Source organism: Saccharopolyspora aridisoli (assembly GCF_004348445.1).
Classification (GTDB): domain Bacteria; phylum Actinomycetota; class Actinomycetes; order Mycobacteriales; family Pseudonocardiaceae; genus Saccharopolyspora; species Saccharopolyspora aridisoli.
The window spans coordinates 1-22497 of sequence record NZ_SMKV01000059.1 but is presented as its reverse complement, the minus strand read 5'-3'; the positions used below and the strand labels follow the sequence as shown (position 1 = coordinate 22497).

Annotated in this window: 22 protein-coding genes; 10 read left to right on the top strand and 12 right to left on the bottom strand. The window is 69.8% G+C overall.

Annotated elements, in window-relative coordinates; genetic code table 11:
• The 3 genes from E1161_RS26175 to E1161_RS27440 form a co-directional block, all read left to right on the top strand.
• On the top strand, nt 1–745 hold a 745-nt coding region (locus E1161_RS26175), incomplete at its 5' end, for a M15 family metallopeptidase (RefSeq protein WP_132627408.1).
• A 187-nt stretch (nt 746–932) separates the two neighbouring features.
• A complete protein-coding gene (locus E1161_RS26170; RefSeq protein ID WP_132627407.1) occupies nt 933–2279 on the top strand; it encodes a lipase family protein in 1347 nt (448 codons plus the stop codon).
• A 460-nt stretch (nt 2280–2739) separates the two neighbouring features.
• On the top strand, nt 2740–2898 hold the full coding sequence (locus E1161_RS27440) for a hypothetical protein (protein WP_165939950.1): 159 nt from the start codon (nt 2740–2742) through the stop codon (nt 2896–2898).
• 3 nt (nt 2899–2901) lie between these two features.
• On the opposite strand, the gene E1161_RS26165 is transcribed toward E1161_RS27440, so the two are convergent.
• On the bottom strand, nt 2902–3516 hold the full coding sequence (locus E1161_RS26165; protein ID WP_132627406.1) for a hypothetical protein: 615 nt from the start codon (nt 3514–3516) through the stop codon (nt 2902–2904).
• Nucleotides 3517–3638: 122 nt separating this feature from the next.
• On the opposite strand from E1161_RS26165, the gene E1161_RS26160 reads away from it, so the two are divergent.
• Nucleotides 3639–4403, top strand: coding sequence for a PIG-L deacetylase family protein (locus E1161_RS26160; protein ID WP_132627405.1), 765 nt, complete (start codon nt 3639–3641; stop codon nt 4401–4403).
• 217 nt (nt 4404–4620) lie between these two features.
• Nucleotides 4621–5565, top strand: a complete 945-nt coding sequence (locus E1161_RS26155) for a LysR family transcriptional regulator (protein ID WP_132627404.1) — start codon at nt 4621–4623, stop codon at nt 5563–5565.
• Here E1161_RS26155 and E1161_RS26150 read toward each other — a convergent pair.
• Entirely contained in the window at nt 5489–5680 is a 192-nt protein-coding gene (locus E1161_RS26150; protein WP_132627403.1) for a hypothetical protein, read from the bottom strand. The genes E1161_RS26155 and E1161_RS26150 overlap by 77 nt on opposite strands.
• A 640-nt stretch (nt 5681–6320) precedes the next feature.
• Between E1161_RS26150 and E1161_RS26145 the strand changes: the two genes are divergently transcribed.
• Nucleotides 6321–7304, top strand: coding sequence for an alpha/beta hydrolase (locus tag E1161_RS26145; RefSeq protein WP_132627402.1), 984 nt, complete (start codon nt 6321–6323; stop codon nt 7302–7304).
• A 114-nt stretch (nt 7305–7418) separates the two neighbouring features.
• On the opposite strand, the gene E1161_RS26140 is transcribed toward E1161_RS26145, so the two are convergent.
• Both E1161_RS26140 and E1161_RS26135 read right to left on the bottom strand, forming a co-directional pair.
• Nucleotides 7419–8627: an acyl-CoA dehydrogenase family protein gene (locus E1161_RS26140; RefSeq protein WP_132627401.1), complete on the bottom strand. Its 1209-nt coding sequence runs from the start codon at nt 8625–8627 to the stop codon at nt 7419–7421.
• A gap of 31 nt (nt 8628–8658) precedes the next feature.
• The gene (locus tag E1161_RS26135; protein WP_132627409.1) at nt 8659–9951 is read right to left on the bottom strand and encodes an acyl-CoA dehydrogenase family protein; all 1293 of its coding nucleotides are present in this window, start codon (nt 9949–9951) and stop codon (nt 8659–8661) included.
• Between the two features lie 254 nt (nt 9952–10205).
• On the opposite strand from E1161_RS26135, the gene E1161_RS26130 reads away from it, so the two are divergent.
• Nucleotides 10206–11696 (top strand): potassium/proton antiporter, encoded by a 1491-nt coding sequence (locus E1161_RS26130; RefSeq protein ID WP_408012153.1) that lies wholly within the window; start codon nt 10206–10208, stop codon nt 11694–11696.
• Between the two features lie 6 nt (nt 11697–11702).
• Here E1161_RS26130 and E1161_RS26125 read toward each other — a convergent pair whose 3' ends face one another.
• The 3 genes from E1161_RS26125 to E1161_RS26115 all read right to left on the bottom strand — a co-directional run bounded on the left by E1161_RS26125 (nt 11703) and on the right by E1161_RS26115 (nt 14389).
• On the bottom strand, nt 11703–12050 hold the full coding sequence (locus E1161_RS26125) for a hypothetical protein (RefSeq protein WP_132627399.1): 348 nt from the start codon (nt 12048–12050) through the stop codon (nt 11703–11705).
• Nucleotides 12051–12415: 365 nt separating this feature from the next.
• Entirely contained in the window at nt 12416–12715 is a 300-nt protein-coding gene (locus E1161_RS26120) for a hypothetical protein (protein WP_132627398.1), read from the bottom strand.
• 9 nt (nt 12716–12724) lie between these two features.
• The gene (locus E1161_RS26115; RefSeq protein ID WP_132627397.1) at nt 12725–14389 is read right to left on the bottom strand and encodes a sodium:solute symporter family protein; all 1665 of its coding nucleotides are present in this window, start codon (nt 14387–14389) and stop codon (nt 12725–12727) included.
• A gap of 634 nt (nt 14390–15023) precedes the next feature.
• On the opposite strand from E1161_RS26115, the gene E1161_RS26110 reads away from it, so the two are divergent.
• Nucleotides 15024–15470: a hypothetical protein gene (locus E1161_RS26110; RefSeq protein WP_132627396.1), complete on the top strand. Its 447-nt coding sequence runs from the start codon at nt 15024–15026 to the stop codon at nt 15468–15470.
• Nucleotides 15471–15516: 46 nt separating this feature from the next.
• Here the strand turns inward: E1161_RS26110 and E1161_RS26105 are convergent, their stop codons facing one another.
• Nucleotides 15517–16704 (bottom strand): MFS transporter, encoded by a 1188-nt coding sequence (locus tag E1161_RS26105; RefSeq protein ID WP_132627395.1) that lies wholly within the window; start codon nt 16702–16704, stop codon nt 15517–15519.
• 144 nt (nt 16705–16848) lie between these two features.
• Here E1161_RS26105 and E1161_RS26100 point away from each other — a divergent pair, with 144 nt between their 5' ends.
• Together E1161_RS26100 and E1161_RS26095 are read left to right on the top strand one after the other, a co-directional pair.
• The gene (locus E1161_RS26100) at nt 16849–17301 is read left to right on the top strand and encodes a MarR family winged helix-turn-helix transcriptional regulator (RefSeq protein ID WP_132627394.1); all 453 of its coding nucleotides are present in this window, start codon (nt 16849–16851) and stop codon (nt 17299–17301) included.
• On the top strand, nt 17302–18033 hold the full coding sequence (locus tag E1161_RS26095) for a protein phosphatase 2C domain-containing protein (protein WP_132627393.1): 732 nt from the start codon (nt 17302–17304) through the stop codon (nt 18031–18033).
• 50 nt (nt 18034–18083) lie between these two features.
• Here E1161_RS26095 and E1161_RS26090 read toward each other — a convergent pair whose 3' ends face one another.
• The 4 genes from E1161_RS26090 to E1161_RS26075 form a co-directional block, all read right to left on the bottom strand.
• A complete protein-coding gene (locus E1161_RS26090) occupies nt 18084–18947 on the bottom strand; it encodes a DUF72 domain-containing protein (RefSeq protein ID WP_235875320.1) in 864 nt (287 codons plus the stop codon).
• A 204-nt stretch (nt 18948–19151) separates the two neighbouring features.
• The gene (locus E1161_RS26085; RefSeq protein WP_132627391.1) at nt 19152–19973 is read right to left on the bottom strand and encodes an FAD binding domain-containing protein; all 822 of its coding nucleotides are present in this window, start codon (nt 19971–19973) and stop codon (nt 19152–19154) included.
• Nucleotides 19970–20443 (bottom strand): (2Fe-2S)-binding protein, encoded by a 474-nt coding sequence (locus tag E1161_RS26080; protein WP_132627390.1) that lies wholly within the window; start codon nt 20441–20443, stop codon nt 19970–19972. The genes E1161_RS26085 and E1161_RS26080 overlap by 4 nt, the downstream gene beginning before the upstream one ends.
• A 56-nt stretch (nt 20444–20499) precedes the next feature.
• Nucleotides 20500–22497 (bottom strand): xanthine dehydrogenase family protein molybdopterin-binding subunit (locus E1161_RS26075; RefSeq protein ID WP_132627389.1); only part of this gene is annotated, 1998 nt, incomplete at its 5' end.

Below are 22497 nucleotides of genomic sequence, written 5' to 3'. Positions count from 1 at the left end.
GCCTCCGCCCGCGCCCGCGACGCCCCCGCCCGCGACGCAGGTCGAGCAGGCTCCTGAGGGGTTCGTGCGGTTGCGCGACGTCGACCCCTCGATCGTCGAGGAGGTCCGGTACGCAACGCCGCACAACTTCACCGGCGACCCCGTGCCCGGGTACGACGAGCCGATGTGCGTGCTGACGCGTCCGCTGGCCGAGGCCCTGCACGAGGCTCAACGGCGGCTCGTCGGGCAGGGCTACACGCTCAAGGTCTACGACTGCTACCGGCCGCAGCAGGCCGACGCCCGGTTCGTCGAGTGGGCGGAAGACGTCGGTGACCAGCGGATGAAAGAAGAGTTCTACCCGGGGCTGGACAAGTCGCAGCTGTACTCGGCCGGCTACATCGCCGAGAACTCCGGGCACAGCCGGGGCAGCTCAGTCGACCTGACCCTGGTGCGGCTGCCCGTCCCCGCCCAGCGCGCCTACGTGCCCGGCGAGCCGCTGGTCTCGTGCACGGCGCCGGTGGGGCAGCGGTTCCCGGACAACGGCGTCGACATGGGCACCGGCTTCGACTGCTTCGACGACATGGCGCACACCGACGACCCGCGCGTGACCGGCGAGGCTCGCGCCAACCGGCAGGAGCTGCACGACGCGCTCACCGCCGTCGGGCTGAAGGGCTACGCGGGGGAGTGGTGGCACTTCAACCTGCCCGAGGAGCCCTTCCCGGACGAGTACTTCGACTTCCCCGTCAACAGCGCGGCCTTCCGCTGAGCGCCGGCCGACTGGCCAGTTCTCGCCAAGAACACGAGCGTCGTTGTGCGACGCAACTATCCGGGTGCTGCGTCGTTGTTCACCCCAGGAGTCGACTCGGTCGACGACGCGCACGGGCGCGGTGACCGGCCGCGGACCCGATCGACTTGCGCAGTTCGCACCATCCGATGACGCAGGGAGCGACCGCATGCCCCGATCCGCCCACCACCCGCCCGCCGTGGCGCGAAGGCTGGTCACAGCCACCGCGTTGTCACTGGTCATCGCCGGCTCGCAAGCCGTGCCCGCGATCGCCGACGACGCGCCCAGCACACCCGGCATGGTCAGCGCCGGGTTCTACGACCCGCCCGCCGAACTGCCCGCGGCCGACGGCGCCCTGGTGCGCACCGAGGAGCTGCCGCTCGCGCTGAGCCTGCCCAGCATCGGCGGGAAGCAGATGCCGGGCACGGCGACCCGCCTGATGTACAAGACCACCGACTCCAACGGCCAGCCCGCGGCGGTGACCGGCGCCTACATCGAACCTTCGGCGCCGTGGCGCGGTGAGGGTCCGCGTCCGCTGGTGGTCGTCGCGCCCGGGACCATGGGCCAGGGCGACTCCTGCGCGGCCTCGATGGGCCTGGAACGTCCGATCAACTTCAACGGCGAGGCGGTGTCGGTCGGCTACGAGGACATCGCGATCTACCGGCTGCTGGCCGAAGGCGCGGCCGTGGTCGTCACCGACTACGTGGGCCTGGGCACCACCGACCGGCTGCACACCTACGTGAACCGCGTCGACGGCGGGCACGCGGTGCTCGACGCCGTGCGCGCGGCCCGTCAGCTGCCCGACACCTCGGTCACCCCCGACTCGCGCGTCGCCCTCTACGGCTACAGCCAGGGTGGCGGCGCCACGGCCTCCGCCACCGAGCTGCAGCCCGACTACGCCCCGGACGTCGCGCTCGCCGGTGCCTACGTCGGGGCCCCGCCCGCGAACCTCACCGAAGTCGTCGAAGGCATCGACGGCAGCGCACTCGTCGGTGCGCTCGGCTGGTCGCTCAACGGGTTCATCCAGGCCCACCCCGAGCTTCAGCCCGTCGCCGACGAGTACCTCAACGAGGACGGCAAGGCCGCGCTGGAAACCCTGTCCACGTCGTGCATCGGGGACGGCATCGCGCGCTTCGCCTTCCGCCGCAGCTCTGAGTGGACCACGACCGGCCAGGCCCTCGGTGAGGTCGTCGACGCCGAGCCGGCCGTGCAGGACGTCCTCGACGACCAGCTCATCGGCACCCGGAAGCCGGCCACGGCCGTCCGCGTCGCCACCGGCGTGCAGGACGACATCGTGCCGCACGACCAGGCGCGGCAGCTCGCCCTGGACTGGTGCGCCGAAGGTGGCGAGGTCACCTACCAACCCGTGCAAATCCCGGACCTCGGCAAGGGCCTGCTGACCAACCACATCACCCCGTTGCTGGCCGACCAGAGCAACGCGATCTCGTGGCTCACCGAACGCCTCTCCGGAGGTGCGGCGATCAACAACTGCCACACCCTGCCGGATCAGCCCTGACCGGTCCGCATCAACGGGGCCACCAGCGCGCGCTCGTGGCCCCGTCGCGTGAGCACGGCGGTTCTGCCGAATATGTCCGGGCACATCGGACGTTGATCGGAACGCCACTCGGCGACGTGCCCCGGAACTCAGCGCGGGGTGAGGGCTTGGGCTGCGGGGTGTTCGGTGCGGCCGTGGCCAGGCGGCGGCGAAGTCCCGCTGCGGTGGCGAGTTCGTTGATCAGCTCGCTCAGGGAGCGGTCGGTCGGGTAGCGGGCGCTGGCCGTGCGCAGCTGGGCGGCGGTGCTGGACGAACTCGCCCTCCTGGCCGGGTGGGGCGGAGCAGAGCGTGTCGCGCAGCAGGAGCGGAAGCTTGAGCGCGTTCGATCTTCGGCCCGGGATCCGGCCGAAGTCGGTGATCAGCGACCGCCGCGTCGTTCCAGGCCACGTGCTTCGACGAGAATCGCCCCACTCAGGGTGCAGTGGCGGTTGCCCGCTCCGGCGATGCTCGTCGTGGAGGAGAGGTCGAGCACGGCAGCTGGGGCGAATCGGCCGTGCTCACGGCGGTCACCCGGACCGCAGCGGCCCTCGCCGCGTCGAGCCCCGCCGCCAGCGCCTCCGTGATCGTCGGGGTCCACTGAGGATCACCACGGGAACGCGTTGAGCAGGCCGACACCGAAGGCGCTCAGGGCGACGGCGGCCGAGACCACGGCGAAGACGTTCGTCCTGCGCTGGCGGTTCATCGACCGGAGGGAGTTCGTCTCGGCACGCGAGTCCACCCGGGCGAGCCGGTTGGCGATCGAGTTCAGAGCGCCCGGCGAGGCCTCCTGTCCCATTCCCGATTGCGAGGGAGCGGCCGATGGCGCGGAGCCCCCGTCGTACCCGAACGCGGGCGGTGACGCGGGAGCCCCGCCGAAGTTGGCCTCGTCTTCAGTGGCCGGCACCGGCGCGGAGCACGGATCGGTGTTCTCGTGCTCGCTGATCACGACGGCGCCGGATCGGCTGGGGCCGGTGTCGCGGTGGAGGTTGACGGATTCCATCGTCGAGGCGATGGCCCGCAGCTCGTCGACGACCACCTGCATGGCCCGCGATGCTTCGCGCGCCTGCCGCTCCTGCTCGCGCTGCTGCTCCCAGCTGAGCCGGAACGCCCAGATCGACAGCAGCGTGGCCGGGATGGCCAGCACGAACGAGCCGATGCTGCCGAGCCAGGAGGTCGTCTCCAACGGGCTCACCGGGTCCTGCGTCAGAAACCACCGCACACGGCGAAGATTACCGGACCGCAGGCGGCGAAAACTGCTGTTCGAGGGCATCGCGGCCTGCGGCGGACCGGTCGGGACGGGTGCAGAATCGGGGGCACGTCCAACCGAGGGGGCTCGTCGTGATGACCGAGTTGTTGCCCGCTCTGCCCGATGAGACCTTCCGGCGCGTGCTCTGCGTCGTCGCACACCCGGACGACATGGAGTACGGCACCTCCGCAGCTGTCGCGCGCTGGAGCGAACAGGGCATCGACGTCGGATACCTGCTGCTCACGCACGGCGAAGCGGGCATGCCCAACCCGCCGGAGGAAACCGCGGAGCTGCGGTTGGCCGAGCAGCGGGCGGCCTGCGGGACGGTCGGCGTCGAACACCTCACCGTGCTCCAGCACCCCGACGGCGTGCTGGTCCACGGTCTGGACCTCCGCCACGACATCTGCCGCGAGATCCGCCGCTTCAAGCCGGATGCCGTGGTCGGCATGCCGTACGAGGTCGAGACACCGATGGGTTTCAACCAGTCGGACCACCGCGTCGCGGGCCTGGCGACCATCGACGCGATCACCGACGCGGGCAACCGGTGGATCTTCCCCGAGCAGATCGATGACGACGGCCTCGACACGTGGAGCGCGCGGTGGTTCCTCCTCCCGGGGATGGCCGGGGAGCTGGACGCGACGCACGGCGTGGACGTCACCGGGAGGCCGATGCAGCTCGGCGTCGCCTCGCTGGAAGCCCACGGCGCCTACCTGGCCGCGATCCCGGAGCATCCCGCCCCGGCGGACTTCATCCCGAAGATCCTCGCCGCGAACGGGAGACTGCTCGGCACCGAGCACGCCGTCCTGTTCCGCGCCCTCGACCGCCACTCCCCACCAGACTTCCTCGAAGACCTGGGTTAGGGCTGTTTCGTGGTCTGGCGGTTCGGGTGGCGGGCCACCGCGGGGATCTCGGCCGCCAGTCATACCGCAGCGCGAGCAGCATCAGGACCTCCGATGCTGCGCAGCTCGTCGCTGTCGGCGCGGCTGTCGCGAGCTCGACCTCCCGGAACGGACCTCCGGTACTGCCCACACCAGTCCGGTCGCTGATTCGGCGCCCATTCAGCGATACCGTCGCTGGGTGGAGTTGAGGCAGGTCGAGCACTTCCTGGCGGTGGCCCGGTGCGGGAGCTTCACCGCGGCCGCGCAGCAGGTGCACATCGTGCAGTCGGCGTTGAGCGCTTCGGTCCGCAGGCTGGAGGACGAGCTCGGCGCGGCGCTGTTCGAGCGGACCACGCGGCGGGTGGTGCTGACCGAGGCCGGGCGGGCGCTGCTGCCGGTCGCGAACCGGCTGGTCGACGACGTCGCGGCGGCGCGCGGTGAGGTCGCAGCGGTCTCCGGGATGGACCGGGGCCGCGTGTCCATCGGCACCATCCAGGCGCTGTCGGTGGTGGACCTGCCCGGCGAGCTGGGGATCTTCCAGAAGCGTCACCCGGGAATCCGGATCCACGTGCGAGACGGCAAGGCCCCCGACCTGCTCGCGGCCATCGACGCGGGCGAGCTCGACCTCGCCTACCTGGCCACCAACGGGACCCCGCCGAAGGACCTGACCTGCTACGTGCGCTGGAAGCAGCGGCTCGTCCTGGTCACCTACCCCGGGCACCGGCTCGCGAACCGGCAGCGCGTCCGGCTCGACGAACTGGCCGACGAGCCGTTCGTGGACTTCGCCGGAAGCTCGATCCGGACGCTGGTCGGCAATCGGTTCGCCGATGCGGGCGTGCGGCACAACCCGGTCTGCGAGGCCACGCACCTGCCGTTGCTGCTCGACCTGGTGACGGCGGGACTGGGCGTGACCATCGTTCCCCGATCGGTGGCCGAGCGCGCGGGTCTGCCCTTCGCGCGGATCGAGAAGGTCGACTTCGAGCGCACCCTCTACCTCGCCGGGCGCGGCCCCGAGCTGTCGAACCCCGCCGCGCGGGCGTTGCTGGACCACCTCACCAGCGAGCGGCTCACCAGCGGATCGGAGCGAGCACCAACCCGAAACCGGCCAGGGCCAGGCACATCGCGAGCGCGACCCAGCCGATGAACGCGGCGAGGCCCGCCAACGCGAACGCGTGCGCGCCGACGACGCGCAGCAGCCGCGTCACGTCGGGAACCGGCGAGGGGTTGACGTCTCCGAGGTACTCACGACCACTGCGCATGCCACCAGTCTTGGTCGGTGGAGCCAGCTGGTCCAACGCTCATTCCTGCTGGCGTTGAGCTCTGCGAGAGCTGGGTTCCTCGGGCGGCTCGGGTTCGGACTCGTGGAGACCGAGTGGGACCGAGCGGCGGATCTGGTCGCGGGGCTCGCGGACGACCTCGATGGAGGAGCGGTCGGTGCGCTCGTCGTTGAGCACGTCGAGGATGACCTGGAGTGGTGTCCACGATGGACTTGACGATCTCGTCGTGGAACGGGAGCTGTTCGATCCGGCCCACCTGCTGGTCGTTCCAGAGCTCCTCGGTGACGTTCGCGCGGCACCTCGCGGTGCTCGCCCAGCGGAAGAGGGGTGTTCTCGGGTTAGTGGCCGCTCGCGACGACTTCACGTCGTGGTTGGTTGCTCCCGCGGAGCGACGTTGAGCAGGCGGATCTGACAGAGGCGGCGGACGCGGTAGAGCGCGCCTCGTTCCGCCACGTCCGCCGAACAGGGGTTGGTGCGAACCGCAGGCGATCATTCATGGCAGTCCTGAACCCGCTCTTGCGGATTGTTGCCCAGCAACATCAACGCAGTTGCGGAAGCGCGTCGTTCGGGACCCCGGCGGGGGTGAGTTGTCTTCGGGGCGCTTCGCGCTCACTCTGGGAAGGTGGACAGCGAGAGCTACGCCCGCTTCCTGCCTGACTCCTACCGGCGGCGTGCCTCCGAGGTTGAGCCGACGTCGACCTGGTGGCACTGGCGGAACGGTCGCGTGCACATCGCGCGGGCCGCGGCACCGGAGGCGTCCGCGCGGGTGATGGTCATCCACGGCGCGGCCGGTCATTCGGGGGCGCTGTGGCCGGTGTGCGCGCCGATCGCGGGCATGGCTGACCTGCTGCTCGCCGACCTGCCGCCCTACGGCAACACCGCCGTGGCGCTTCCGCACCGGATCCGCTACGGCGACTGGGTGGAGCTGCTGTGCGAGCTCGTCCTCGCCGAGCGGCGGCGCGACGACCGGCCGCTGGTGCTGTTCGGCGCGAGCATGGGCGGGATGCTGGCCTACGAGGTCGCCGCCCGCACCGGGCAGGTGTCGGCGGTGGTCGCGACCTGCCTGCTCGACCCGGCCGATGCCGAGGTCCGGCGTCGGGCCGCCCGCGGTCCGCTCGGTTCGATCCCACCGGCCGGTCTCGCCGTGCTGGAACGGCTCGCCGGTGGTGTGCGGGTGCCGATGCGGTGGCTCGCCGACGAGCGCAAGATCAGCCGCGACCCGCAGCTCTCCGCGCTGTGCGCGGCCGACCCGCGAGGCGGCGGGGCCAGAACTCCGATCGGCCTGCTCACCAGCTTCGTCCGCTACCGCCACACGCCGCCGGAGAACTTCGACTCGATCCCACTCGTCCTCGCCCACCCAGCGGCCGACGACTGGACCCCGCCGGAGCTCAGCTTCCGCTTCCTCAACCGCGTCAAGGGCCCGACCACGGTGGTGATGCTGGAGAACTGCGGTCACTACCCGACGGGAGAACCAGGTCTCACCCACCTGGCCGAAACCCTGTACAGCCTCGTCGGCAACACCCTCGGAGAACCCGCCGAGGGCCAACCCGACGAAGGTCCAGTCGCTACTTCCAATCCCGCGACCCGTCCGGACCCCCGCGGGTGACCCGATTGCGACCGCGATCAGGGACCTGAAAGCGGCCGCAATCCGGGCACCGAGGACTGCCGTTGGTCCGTCCCACACCGCCCCCGGGTTCTGAGGACCGGGTTGCGGGGGTGGTTACTTCAGTTCGGCGCTTGATTTGCCGAGGAGGCGGCGGGCGACGATGAGCTGCTGGATCTGCTGGGTGCCCTCGAAGATGTCGAGGATCTTCGAGTCGCGGGCCCACTTCTCCAAGAGCGACTCCTCGGTGTAGCCGACGGTGCCGCAGAGCTCGACGCAGCGCAGGGTGATGTCGACGACCGAGCGGCCGGCCTTGGCCTTGGCCATCGACGCCTGCAGCGAGTTCGGCTTGCGGTTGTCGGCCATCCACGCTGCCTGCAGCGTCAGCAGGTACGCGGCCTCGTAGTCGGCCTCCAGCTGCAGGTACGCCGCGGCGGCGGCGTGCTGGGAGTTGGCCGGGCGGTCGTAGTCGACCGTCACGCCCGCCTCGGCGAGGACCTTCGCGGTTTCCTCCAGCGCGGCCCGGGCCACGCCGATGGCCATCGCGGCGACCAGCGGGCGGGTGTTGTCGAAGGTCTGCATGACCCCGGCGAACCCGGATTTCGTGTCGATCTCCGGGGAACCGAGCAGGTTCTCCTTCGGCACCCGGCAGTTGTCCAGCCGGATGACGGCGGTGTCGGAGGCCTTGATGCCGAGCTTGTGCTCCAGGCGCTCCACCTCGATGCCCGGACGTGTCTTCTCCACCACGAACGACTTGATCGCCGCGCGGCCGAGGGACTTGTCCAGCGTCGCCCACACGACCACGGTGTCGGCGCGTCCACCGGCGGTGACGAAGATCTTCTCGCCGTTGAGGACGTACTCGTCGCCGTCGAGCTCGGCGGTGGTGGTGATGTTGGCCGAGTCCGAGCCGGTGTGCGGCTCGGTGATGGCCATCGCCGCCCACACCTGCGCGAAGCGCTTGGCCTGCTCCTCGTTGGCGACCGAGGCGATCGCCGCGTTGCCCAGGCCCTGGCGCGGCATGGCCAGCAGCATCGCCACGTCGCCCCAGCACATCTCCATGGTGCCCAGCACGAGGTTCAGGTTGGCGCCGTTGCGGTTGCCCTTCGCGGCGTCGTCGCCGCTCTTGCGCACGCCGGCCGCGCCCGCGCCGCCTTCACCGGAGGAGTTCAGCCCGTCCAGCAGGGCGGCGAGGGTGTCGAGCTCCTTGGGGTACTCGTGCTCGGCGCGGTCGTACTTGCGCGAGATCGGGCGGAACACCTCGGAAGCGGCCTGGTACGCCTGGTTGACCAGCGCGGTCGCCTTCTTCGGGACCTCAAGATTGATCATGGGATTGGAGTCCTTCGCGTCTCGAAGGTCCTCAGACGAGGACCGCGCCTTCCATCACGCCGATGGCCCGCAGGTCGCGGTACCAGCGCTCCACGGGGTGTTCCTTGGTGTAGCCGTGGCCGCCGAGCAGCTGCACACCCGCGTTGCCGATGAGCATTCCCTTGTCGGTGGCCAGCTTCCGGGCCAGGGCGGCTTCGCGGGCGAACGGCTTGCCCTGCTCCGCGCGCGCGGCGGCGCGCAGCGTGGTCAGCCGGACGCTCTCCAGCTCGATGCCGATGTCGGCGACGCTGAAGGCCACGGCCTGGCGGTGGCTGATCGGCTCGCCGAACGCGGTGCGCTCGTTGACGTAGGGGATGACGTAGTCGAGCACGGCCTTGCCGGTGCCCGCTGCGAGCGCGGCCCAGGCCAGCCGGGAGAGCCGGACGAGGTCGGTGAGCACGTCGAGCTTGCCCTCGCCGAGCAGCGCGGTCACCGGGACGTCGACCTGGTCGAGGTGCAGCTTGCCGGTCGCCGCCGAGCGCAGGCCCATGGCGGGTTCGGCCTCGATGGACAGCCCGGAGGTGGAGGACTCCACCAGGAACAGCGCGGGGTTCCCGTCGAGGTTCGCCGAGACGATGAACAGCTCGGCCTGCGCGGCGCGCGGTACGAGCGACTTCACGCCGTTGAGCTGGTAGCCCTTCGGGGTGCGCTTGGCGGTGGTGCTCGGCTTGAGCGGGTCGCCGAGAGCGACGCGCTCCTGCAGCGCCAGCGCGGCGGCGGGCACGTTCTCACCGGCGAAGGCGGGCAGGTAGGTGGCCTGCTGGTCCTCGTCGCCCCACAGCGTGAGCGCGGTCGAGACGGCCGAGGGGGCGAGCACCGCGACGGCCAGACCCATGTCGCCGTGCGCGAGGGCCTCGGTGACCAGCACGTTGGTGACCGCGGAGCGTTCGGTGCCGATGCCGCCGAGGGAATCGGGGATGCCCACCGCGCTGAGTCCCAGTTCGGCGGAGCGCTGCAGCAGGTCGACCGGCGGTGCGAGCTTGGCGTCGGCGTCCACGGCGGCGGGCCGCAGCTGCTCGGCGGCGAACTCCCGGACCGTCTCGGCGATGAGCGACTGCTCTTCGTCAGGTTCGAGGTCGAAGAGGTCCTTGGCTGGGGCGGGGGCCAGGCGCGCGGGCTTGTTGTGGCCCTGGATCTTCTTGAAGGACCTGGTCGCGGCGCCGGCGGCCTTGAAGCCGGTTCTGGTGCCCGACTGCACCAGGACTTCGAACTGCTTGCGCAGCCCGAACCTGTCGATGATCGGCGCGCTGGCGATCTTGGTCAGGGCGGCGAGGCCGAGGCCCATGGCGTCGCGCTTCCGAGCGCCGCCAGCCTGTCCCCGATGGGCGTTTGACACGGTGCGTCTCCAATCGGCCGGCTTCGGCCGGGCATTACCTACTGACGAGTAAAATAACGTGCCCTGGTATCACCGCGCCAGAGAGGTCGCTCACGGCTTGCTCGCTTTCGGGGGCAGTGGGTGGTTCGAGAGCCCGTTGCCGGTGTCCGGTGAAGCGATTGGCTAGTATCACTGGCTGATCGTGTAGCGGGGGTCACATGTCGCTGGAGCAGCTGTACTGGGTGCTGCTCGCTGGTGCGTTGGTGCTGCTGGCGGGTGTCGTGGGAACCCGCGTCGCGCGCGGGGCGGGACTGCCCAGCCTCCTGCTGTTCCTGGCGCTGGGCGTGCTGCTCGGCGAGGACGGGATCGGCATCGAGTTCGACGACGCCGAGCTGGCCCGCAACCTGGGCACGACGGCGCTGGCGGTGATCCTCGTCGAAGGCGGTCTGACCACGAAGTGGTCGGACGTGCGAAAACTCGTGGCGCCCGCCGGAATCCTCGCCACCGTCGGCATCGGCGTCAGCCTCGCCGTGACCGCCGCGGGGGCGCACTTCCTGCTGGGCTTCGACTGGCAGCTGGCGCTGCTGCTCGGCGCGATCGTGTCCTCGACGGACTCGGCGGCGGTGTTCTCGGTGCTGCGTGTGCTGCCGCTGCCCCGGCGCGTGGCGGGGTTGCTGGAGGCCGAGTCGGGTTTCAACGACGCGCCCACGGTGATCCTGGTGCTGCTGTTCAGCGTGACACCGCTGGCGTTCTCGTCGGGACACGTCGTGGTGAGCCTGGGGTTCGAGCTGGGGGTCGGAGCGCTGCTCGGGCTCGGCGTCGGTTTCCTGGGCGCCGTGGTGCTGCCGCGCATCGCCCTGCCCGCGTCCGGGCTGTACCCGCTGGCGTCGTTCGGGCTCGGATTCGTCGCCTTCGCCGCGTCCGGTGCGGTGCACGCCAGCGGTTTCATCGCCGCCTACCTGTGCGGGGTGGTGCTGGCCAACAGCGGACTCCCGCACCGCTCGGCGACCCGGTCGTTCGCCGAAGGGCTGGCCTGGCTGGCCCAGATCGGGCTGTTCGTGCTGCTCGGCCTGCTGGTCAAGCCCACCGACCTGGCGGTGGAGATCATCCCGGGGTTGGTCGTCGGGCTGGTGCTGCTGCTGCTCGCGCGACCGCTCTCGGTGGTGCTGTCGCTGACCTGGTTCCGGGTGCCGTTGCGGGAGCAGGTGTTCCTGTCCTGGGCGGGCCTGCGCGGCGCGGTGCCGATCGTGCTCGCCACCTTCCCGGTCGTGCAGGGCGTCCCGAACAGCCAGCGACTGCTGGACATCGTGTTCGTGCTGGTCATGGTCTTCACCGTCGTGCAGGGGCCGAGCCTGAGGCCGTTGGCCCGGTGGCTGCGAATCCTGCCGCGCGAGACGACGCGGGAGGTCCTGGTCGAGGCTGCCCCGCTGGACGTCCTCGACGCGGAACTGCTGTCGATGTCGGTGCCGCCGGATTCGGCCATGCACGCGGTCACGGTCCGCGAACTCCGGTTGCCGGAGCCCGGCGTCGTCACCCTGGTCATCCGGGACCGGCACACCTTCGTGCCCAGCCCGGAGACCGGCATCGAGACCGGTGACGAGCTGTTCATCGTCACCACGGTCGCCCAGCGCCAGGCCACCGAGAACCGGCTCCGCGCGGTCAGCCGCCGGGGCCGGCTCGCGCACTGGTTCGGCGAGCGCGGCGACCCGGCCTGACCCGGTTCAGCTCCGCCGGGCGATCTCGGCCGTGAGCACTTCGGACTCGTGACGAGCCCGGATGCGGCCGAAGCTCCAGATGGTCAGCGCGTGCGCCCCGGCCAGCACCAGCAGCAGCACGCCGATCCGGCCGACCACGGTCTTGGGCTCACCTCCCAGATCCATCGGCAGGATCGCGATGAGCGCGACCAGGCCGAGCGCCGCCAGGTGAAACACGACGGTCACCAGCTGGTTCAGCGGGCCCGCGTTGTCCCCGAGCTCGCGGAGGTAGGCGGTCCCGCTGCGGCGCAGCAGATGCCCGTCCACGGCGACCAGGAGGATTCCGGCGAACAGGAACGTCACCAAGGATGTCATCGACGTCTCCTTCCTTCGCCCGTTGCGGTACCCGGTGATCGACCGCCGGGAAACCGAGATCAACCGAAAGCACCAACCGCGCGCCCGGTCTTCCCGAACGAGCGGCCACGTCTGCCGCATGTTCGCGACATGCCGCAGGACCGCGATCCGGGCGGTGCGACGCAGCGCCGCCGCTGGTCCCGGCAAGAGGGCCGAGGTCCTCGACGCCTTCACGCCGAGCCACCCCGAGCTGACCCCGCGGGAGGTCCAGCAGATCACCGGGCTGCGATCGGGATGTCAACAAGCAGGAGCCCGCCGAGGCACCTGGCGAACGCGGATCCCCGCGCCGCCAGGTGGTATCACCGGACCTCAGGCCGGTGAGGACGTCAATCCCTGGACGGTGCCCGCAGCGGTCGCAACCGCAGCCAGAGGATGAACAGCGCGCCGACGACCAGCATCGACAACCCCGTCCACAAGTTGATGTTGATGCCCTGCGCCTTGTCGAGCTCGGCGGCGTCGGGGGAGATCCCGGCGGCACCGATGAGCAGGCCGTAGACGAGGAACAGGCCGCCGATCACCGTTCGGACGTCGAACAGCTGCGACGCCGTGCCGGACTTGCGCTCCAGGTCGTCGATCTCGGCTGCGTGGTGGGCGATCTCGGTTTCTTCGCGCGGGTTTTCGTCCATCGCGGGCTCCTAGAGGGTGAACGGGATGTAGCAGAGGGCGGACAGGATCAGCGCGCTCCAGCCGAGAACGGCCGGCTTGCGGTACCACGCGTCGTCACCGGCGGCCGCCACTCCCTTGTCCCGAGCGGAGGCTCGGCTGTAGACCAGCCCTTCGAGCTCGGCGGCGGGCTTCGGCTTGGTCGCCAGCGCGATCGGGACGCTGACCAGCAGGTCGACCGCGAAGGCGATCATCGATGCGGTCATGTTCGCGTCCTGGTCGGAGCCCATCTCCACGATGCCGGCCTGGTAGGAGAAGTAGAACGCGATCGGCGCCGCGGTTCCCAGCAGCAGGCCCCAGAAACCGGCCTTGGCGGTCATCCGCTTCCAGAACAGGGCCAGGATGAACGTCGCGAACAGCGGGACGTTGAAGAAGGCGAACAACGTCTGCATGTAATTCATGATGTTGCTGAACGACGCCGCCAGGAACGCCGTTCCCATGCCGATGACCACGCCGATCGCCGTGATCGCCCGGCCCACCTTCAGGTAGTGCCCGTCGGGCATGTGCGGCTTGATGTAAGCGCGCCAGATGTCGGTGGTGAACACCGTGTTGAAGCTCGACACGTTGGCCGCCATGCCCGCCATGAACGAGGCCATCAGCCCCGTGACCGCGAGACCGAGCACGCCGTTGGGCAGCAGGTCGCGCATCAGGATCGGGATCGCGTCGTTGTAGTCGTAACCACCGGTCTTGCCGATCGTCGGCTCGATGATCAGCGCGATGATGCCCGGCAGCACCACGATCAGCGGGATGAAGATCTTCGGGAACGCCGCGATCAGCGGGGTCCGGCGCGCGGCCGAGAGGTTCTTGGCCGACAGGGATCGCTGCACCTCGGCGAAGTTCGTTGTCCAGTAGCCGAAGGAGATCGCGAAACCGAGGCCGAGGGTGATGGTCAGCCAGTTGGTGCCCAGCGGGTTGGTCTCGCCGAAACCGGTTCCGGCCCAGGTGGACAGGAACATGTCGCCCTGCTGCGCGGTGGCCTTCTCGATCAGCCCGTCGATGCCGCCGACCCGGACCAGGCCGAGCACGGTCAGCGGGATCAGCGCGGCGACGATCACGAAGAACTGCAGCACCTCGTTGTAGATCGCCGAGGACAAACCGCCGATGACGATGTAGGCGAGCACGAAGATCCCGGCGAGCAGGATCGAGATCGGCAGCGGCCAGCCCAGCAGCGCCTTGAGCACGATCGCCAGCGCGTAGAGGTTCACCCCGGCGATCAGCACCGAGGCGACCGCGAAGATGACAGCGCTGAGCAGGTGCGACGAGCGGCTGAACCGCAGCAGCAGGAACTCGGGAACGCTGCGGACCTTCGAGTTGTAGTAGAAGGGCATCATCACCAGGCCGAGGAACACCATGGCCGGGATCGCGCCGATCCAGTACCAGTGCACCGTGTAGGCGCCGTACTGCGCGCCGTTGGCGGCCATGCCCAAGATCTCGGTGGCTCCGAGGTTTGCCGAGACGAACGCCAAGCCCGTGACCCACGCAGGCAGCGCTCGGCCTGCCAGGAAGAAGTCAAGGCTGTTGCTGACGCTGCGGCGCGCGGCCAGCGCGATGCCGAGGACCACGGCGAAGTAGATGACCAGGATGAGCGTGTCCATCCAGTTCATCGACAACCTGAGGTCGTCCGCTGCCAGTGCCATGGTTCCCATCTCCGTCGTTGTCGCGAACGATGTTCGACCAGTCGGACATTGTTCGGGACGGTACGGGAGGTGTGAACATCAGGTCAATCATCCGTTCGCAGTGCGGGATGATGGGCCGAACGGACGTGAACCCTTGTGGCGTCGAAACTTTCACAAGATCCACCGTGGCCGGCGAGTGGTGCGACCACCGTTGGGGACCAGCGTCTGCCGGTGAACCACCAGCCCTCGGTGACCAGGTGCCGGATGATCGGATCGTCAGCCAGCCGCGCAGCGCCGAGGACTTGTGGAACTCGATGCGTTCCGGTGTCTCCTGCGGGTGGGAGAACGGGGTTTCCACCGGGCCAGAGGCGACCGATGTCGCGACAGCGGGCCGCCGAAGTTCATCGCGCCTCCGCCGGCCAGCACGACCGCGTTCCGCACACCCTCCGGATTCGTCGTCCCTCCTCGGCAGCGACTCCCGATCCCCGGTAGGAACACGCACCGGTGAGCCCACGGAGGGATTGGGTAGCCGCAGGTCATCGTCGTCGCAGGGCCGGTCGGCCCCGTTCGGATCACCGACTGTGAAACCGCCCTGATGCGGGTGGAGATCCCCTACACTTCGCCGCGACATGCGCGCCGTTGCTGGGAGGGTCATGTGGCGACCTGGGAAGACCTGAGCACGTTCATCCGCACGGAGTACCAGCCGGCTCCGGAGGACGATGGCGACGAGGAGGTGGAGGAGGAGCCCGAGTTCCGGATCATCGAGTCCAGCGAGGAGGAGATCCGGGTGCTCGTCGAGTACGAGGACGACCGCAGTCAGATCGTCATCGTCGCCCGCGAGCGGCTCGACGACGCCGAGGACTGGGTCCAGGTGGTCTCGGTGATCGGCCGCGCCGACCAGGTCGACCTGCACAAGCTCCTCGACGAGCTGGGGCAGACCTCGGTGGTCTGCGGTGCGGTGGTCATCGGCGAGCACGTCGTGCTCCGGCACGCCGTCCCGCTGCTCCACCTCGACATCAACGAGTTCGTCGACCCGCTGAACTTCGTCGCCGAGACGGCCGACCACCTCGAGGAGATGTTCTTCCCCGAAGACGACTACTGATCCGGCAACCGGTGGCGCCGCGGTGACGCGGCGCCACCGTCGCGGATCAGCCGACCGGGGTCGGAACCTCCGTGGCCGCGTGCCCCTCCGGTTTGGTCACCGCCGCGGTGGCCATCAGGACGACGCTGACGGCGGCCAGCGCGGCGCCCACCCACAGCGGTGAGGTGAAGCCGAGCCCGGCCGCGATGGTCAGGCCACCGAGCCACGCGCCGAGCGCGTTGCCCACGTTGAACGCCGCGATGTTGATGGCCGAGGCCATCGTCGGTGCGTCGCCCCCGTAGGTCATCACCCGGGTCTGCAGCGGCGGCACGGTGCCGAAACCGAATCCGCCCATCAGCAGGACCGCCACCACGGTGATCACCTTGAACCCGGCGAGGAGCCAGAAGGCCGCCATCACAACGGTCAGGCCGACCAGGAGCACCAGCATCGTCGCGTCGAGGTTGCGGTCGGCCATCCGCGCGCCGAACAGGTTGCCCGCGAACAGGCCCACGCCGAACACGAGCATCAGCCACGGCACGGTGCCCGACGCGAACCCGGAAACCTCGGTGACCAGCGGCGCGATGTAGGTGAAGGCGCCGAACATGCCGCCGAAGGCCAGGATCGTGATCGCCACGGTCCACCACACCTGCGGGTGGCGCAGCGCGGTGAGCTCGGCCCGCAGCCGGGTCGGAGCCACGTCGGCGTCGACCTTCGCGCCCGGCACCAGCAGCTGGATGCCGATCAGTGCGACCACGCCGATCGCGGCGATCGCCCAGAACGTCGAGCGCCATCCCAGCGCCTGCCCCAGGAACGTGCCCAGCGGGACGCCCAGGACGTTCGCGGTGGTCAGGCCCGTGAACATGATCGCCACGGCGCCGGCCTTGCGGTTCGGCGGGACCAGCGCGGCGGCGACCACCGAGCCGATGCCGAAGAACGTGCCGTGGGTCAGCGCGGCGAGCACCCGGCCGGCCAGCATCAGCTCGTAGACCGGGGCGAGGGCCGAGAGCAGGTTGCCCGCGATGAACAGGAACATCAGCGAGACCAGGACTCGCTTGCGCGGAAGCCTGGTGACGGCGGCGGTCGGGAAGATCGCCCCGACCGCCACGGCCAGCGCGTAACCGGAGATCAGGTAGCCGGCGACCGGGATGCTGACGTCGAAGTCGCCTGCCACCTCCGGGAGCAGGCCCATGATGACGAACTCGGTCAGGCCGATGCCGAACCCGCCGAGTGCGAGGGCCACGAGTGCAACGGGCATCCCCGTACGCTCCTTAAGTGCGTTGGTGTGTAGATAGCGTACGCAAGTAGTTGCACACGCGGCATAAATAGTTGCACGCGCGCTATAACGGCGCAAACGGCTACAGTGGGAAGAGGCGGACGTCACCGGCGAGGGAGGTGTGCAGTGGGGATCGCCGACGATGCGGTGGAGATCCGGGCGCGCGGCTGGCGCACGCTCGCAGCCCTGCACGGCAGGATCGAGACCGCGCTCGAGAAGGCGCTGCAGGCCGACCACAGCCTGTCAGTGGTCGAGTACACCGTGCTCGACGCGCTGAGCAGGCAGGACGGCTGGCACATGCGGATGCAGCAGCTCGGCCGCGCCACGGCACTCAGCGGCAGCGCCACGACGCGCTTGGTCAGCAGGCTCGAGGACCGGATGCTGCTGACCCGGGTGCTGTGCCGCGACGACCGGCGCGGCATCTACACCGAGCTCACCGACGACGGTCGCCGGCTGCTGGAGAAGGCCAGGCCCACCCACGACGAGACGCTGGAGAAGGCGCTCGCGGAGGCCGAACAGGTCCCCGAGCTCGCTCCGCTGGTCGGGGCGCTGCACCGGCTACCGCAGCTCGGCGAGTAGATGCCCGCGACGGCAGCGACCATCGCGGCCCCGGGCCACTGCAACGAGGACCACTTCGCGATCGGCCCCGACTGGGCGTTCGTCCTCGACGGCGCCACCGCACCGGCGGGCCTGGACAGCGGATGCGTGCACGACGTGGTCTGGCTCGTCCGGCGTCTCGGCGGGGTGCTCGCGGAACGGCTCACGACCAGCGACGAGGCACTTCCCGACGTCCTGGCCGAGGCGATCGACCGCCTCCGCGGAGCCCACGCCGACACCTGCGACCTGAACAACCCCAACAGCCCGTCCTCCACGGTGACGCTGCTGCGCCTCCGCGACCAGGCCGAGCACCTGGTCCTGGCCGACAGCCCGCTTGTCCTCGAAGTCGACGGGGAAGTACGCCCGATCGTCGACAAGCGGATCGACCGCCTTCCCAGCTACACCCGCGAAGCGGTGGCCGAACTCCGCAACTCCGCGGACGGGTTCTGGGTCGCCTCAACGGTTCCCGAAGCCGCCCACCACGCCGTCACCGGCACGACACCCCCGTTCCGCAGGGCAGCCCTCCTCACCGACGGTGCCTCCCGCCACGTCGACCACTTCGCCCTCACCGATTGGCCAGGCCTCCTCGACCTCCTCGACGCCGGAGGCCCGTCGACCTTGCTCAACCAGGTCCGCCAAGCCGAAACCACCGGCACTCCGCCCCCAAGGGCGAAACCCCACGACGACGCAACGGTCGTCCACTGGACGCCCTGACCCATCCGGTCACCACCGGCGGGGCCGAGGGGTGTCGGTGGGAGGTGGCGTCAGAGGAGACCGGCGAGGGTGATGGCGTCGTGCGGGGCGTGGGCCTTGATGTCGTTGTCGAAATAGGCGTAGACGTCGCGAGTTTCGGCCACCGGGGCGGGGGCGGCGATGGTGTGGTCGGTGGTGGGCGAGTCGCCCCGGCGCCAGGCGTCGATCAACCGCGCCCAGCGGGCGAGGTCGTCGTCGCCGTAGCCGCTGGCGTAGAGCTCTTCGGCGCCGTGGAAGCGCAGGTAGGCGAAGTCGCTGGTGATGTCTTCCAGATGCGGCCAGCTGCCGGCCGCATCGGCCACGACCAAGCCGATGTCGTGCTCCCGCAGCAGTTCGACGAATTCGGCGGTGGCGAAGCTGGAGTGCCGGACCTCCAATGCGTGGCGCATCGGCCGGTCCGCGTCGGTCTCGGTGAGCGCTCGGCCATCCAACCGCTCGTCGTGCCGCGCGGCCAGCTCCGCAGCCTGCGAGGTGCTGCGCGGGAGCAGCGAGAAGAACTCGACCAACCTGTCCGACTCGAAGCGCAGCGACGGGGGTAGCTGCCACAGCAGCGGGCCGAGCTTGCCTCCCAGCGCCAGAACACCCGAGGCCAGGAAGTTGGCCAACGCGGTCTCGACCCCGCGCAGCCGCTTCATGTGGGTGATGTACCGGCTGCCCTTCACCGAGAACACGAAGTCGTCGGGAGTCTGCGCGGCCCACCGCCGGTAGCTCTCGGCCCGCTGCAACGAGTAGAACGACCCGTTGAGCTCCACGCTGCTCATCCGCGCGGCCAGGAACCCCAGTTCCTCCCCGCGCCGCAACCCCTCCGGGTAGAACGGCCCCCGCCAAGGCCCGTACACCCACCCGGACGTTCCGATCTGGACCCGGCCGCCCACAGCCCCACGGTAATCCGCTTCCGGGTCCGGAGCCGAGTTCCCGCAGTTGGTAGGGGTCATGTGAGCAGGCCGGCGCCCAGAGCGGCGATCAGCGCGATCACGAGCAGCCAAGTCGTTGGCGTGGCTTCGCGGAACTCGCGCCGCGCGGCGTGGCAGACGCCGAAGGGCGCCTCCGGTGGTGTCGGAGGCGCCTTCGGGTACTCGTCAGCCGGCTCGGTTGGCGGAGGCTTCGAGGGCTCTTCGTACGAGGACCTTGGCCAGGTGGCGGCGGTAGTCCGCGCTGGCCGTGGGCTGGTCCGGTGGAGAGGTGTTCTCGGCTGCGCGTTCCGCTGCTTCGGCGGGGTTGGCGCCCGAGGCCAGTGCTTCCTCGACGCCTGCCGCGCGCATCGGGGTGGGGCCCATGTTGACCAGGGCGACGCGGTTGCCCGCGACGGCCACGCCGACGACCGCCCAGTCGATGGCGCGCTTGGTGAACTTCTGGAAGTCCCAGCCCTGCACGGCGTTCTTCTCGATCCGGATCTCCACCAGCAGCTCGTCCTCGCCGAGCGAGGTCTCGAAGAAGTCGGTGAAGAAGTCCGTGATCGCGATCTCGCGGGTGCCCGACGGGCCCTGGGCGACCAGGACCGCGTCCAGCGCCAGCGCGACGGCCGGCAGGTCCGAGGCCGGGTCGCCGTGGACCAGTGAACCGCCGATGGTGCCGCGGTGGCGGACCTGCGGGTCGCCGATGGTGCCCGCGGCGTGGGCCAGCAGCGGGGCCTCGCGCTTGAGCAGATCCGAGTGCTCGATGTCGTGGTGCCTGGTCAGCGCACCGATGCGGATGTGCGAACCCTCCTCGCGGATGTAGGACAGATCGCGCAGGCCGCCGACGTCGATGACGACCTCGGGCACCGCCAGTCGCAGCTTCATCAGCGGCAGCAGCGAATGCCCGCCGGCCAGCAGCTTCGCGTCGTCGCCGTGCTCGGTGAGCAAGTTCAGCGCCTCGTCGACCGTGGTGGCGCGCTTGTAGGTGAAGGCGGCAGGAATCATTCCGCGGCCCCCTGCTTCTCCTTGGCCGCGTCGAGCACGGCTTGAACGATGTTGTGGTATCCGGTGCAGCGGCAGAGGTTGCCCTCCAGACCCGACCGCACCTCGGCCTCGGTCGGGTCAGGGTTCTCCTCCACCAGCGACACCGAGGCCATCACCATGCCGGGCGTGCAGTAACCGCACTGCAGGCCGTGGTTGGCCTGGAACGCGCGCTGCATCGGGTGCAGCCGCTCGCCGTCCGACAGGCCCTCGATGGTGGTGACCTCACTGCCCTCGGCCTGCGCGGCGAGCACGGTGCAGGACTTGACCGACTCGCCGTCGAGCAGCACCGTGCACGCGCCGCAGGACGTGGTGTCGCAGCCGACGTTGGTGCCGGTCAGCTCGCAGTCGTCGCGCAGGTACTGGACGAGCAGGGTGCGGTCCTCGACCTCGTGGCTCCGCTGCTCGCCGTTGACGTTGATCGAAACTTGCACGAAGGAACTCCTCAACGCTTCTCAGGTGCACTACCTGAACAAGATCAGCGGGTTGTCTATGCCTGGTTGATGGACTGCCACACCCGTTCGGGCGTGGTCGGCATGTCGATGTGCCGAACCCCCAGGTGGGACAGGGCGTCCACCACCGCGTTCTGCACCGCGGGGGTGGCGCCGATCGTCCCGGCCTCGCCGATCCCCTTAACGCCCAGCGGGTTCAGCGTGGTGGGTGTTTCCATCGTCAGCAGCTCGAAGCTCGGCAGCTCGGCGGCGGTGATGATCGCGTAGTCGGCGAAGCTGGCGTTCTGCGGGTTCCCGTCGGAGTCGTAGGAGACCTCCTCCAGCAGCGCCTGCGCCGCGCCCTGCGCGATGCCGCCGTGCCGCTGGCCCTCGGTGAGGACCGGGTTGACGATCACGCCCGCGTCGTCGACCGTGATGTGCCGCAAGTAGTCGACCTTGCCGGTCTCCACGTCGACCTCGACCACCGCGAGGTGGCTGCCGAACGGGAACGTCGGCCGGTCCTCCACGAAGTGCACGTCGGCGGCCAGGCCGTCCTCGGCCTTCTGCGCCAGTTCGGCCCACGACACCGTGACGTTGGGGGCGCCGCGCACCTGCCACTTGCCGTCGGTGAGCTCGATGTCGGCCTCGTCGCTCTCGATCATCTCGGCGGCCAGCTTGCGGGCCTTGTCCTTGACGTCGACGGCGGCGCGGTGCACGGCGGTGCCGCCCAGCTGGAGGGATCGCGAGCCCATCGTCCCAACGCCCTTGGGGATCAGGTCGGTGTCGCCGTGCACGACCTCGATCTTCTCCAGGTCGATGCCCAGCTGCTCGGACACCAGCATCGCGAACGTCGTCCAGTGGCCCTGGCCGTGGGCGGAACTGCCGGTGAGCACCAGAGCGCTGCCGTCCGGGCGGATTTCGACGTGCCCGGTCTCGCCCTCGGTGTTGTTCGGCGCGGTGATCTCCACGTAGCTGGCCAGGCCGATGCCCAGCTGCTTGGTGGCACCGTCCGCGCGCCGCTTGGCCTGCTCCTCGCGCAGCGAGGCGTAGTCGGCGGCGTCGAGCACCGAGTCGAGGCCCGCGACGTACTCGCCGGAGTCGTAGAGCATCCCGCCCGGCGTCTGGTACGGGAACTGCTCCGGCTTCACCAGGTTCGCGCGTCGCACGTCGGCCGGGTCGGCACCGATCTCGGCGGCGAACAGGTCGATCGCGCGCTCGATCGCGGCGGTGGCCTCCGGGCGTCCGGCACCGCGGTAGGCGCCGATCGGCGTGGTGTTGGTGACCACCGTCTGAGCCCGCGACTCGACCTTCGGGATGTCGTAGACGCCGCTGGCCATCATCTGCGTGAACACCGGCAGGAACGCGCCCAACCGCGGGTAGGCGCCCACGTCCTGCACGATCTCCAGCCGGTATGCCTGGACAGTTCCGTCGCGACGTCCGCCGATGGTGACCACGTGCCGCTGCGCGCGGCCGTGGGTCATCGCCACCAGGTTCTCGCTGCGGGTCTCCACCCACTTGACCGGCTTGCCGACCTGCTTGGACACCAGCGACAGCAGCGCGGCCTCCTGCTCGGAGCCGATCTTGGCGCCGAAACCGCCACCGACGTCGGGCGTGATCACCCGCAGCTTCTCCTGCGGCAGGCCGAGGTTGGCCATCAGCTCGTCGCGGCAGGACTGCGCGTTCTGGTTGGAAAGCCAGAAGGTGACCTTCTCGCCCTCCCACGCGCAGGCCGCCGACCGGCCTTCCAGCGAGGCCGCGGCGACGCGCTGGTTGAGGACCTGCTTGCTGACGACTACCTCGCAGTTGGCGAACAGCGAGTCGTCGAGTTCACCGGCGGTGCCGATGACGTTGGTGCCGGCTTCCGGGAACACCAGCTTCTCGTCGGCCAGCGCCTCGTCGAGGTCGATCACCGGCTCGAGCGGGTCGTAGTCGATCGAGACCATCTCCGCCGCGTCCTGGGCCTGGCCCAGGGTTTCGGCGACGACCGCCACGACCGGCTCGCCGACGTAGCGCACCACGCCCTTGGCCAGGTGGGGTCGGTCCATCCCGGGCGGGGT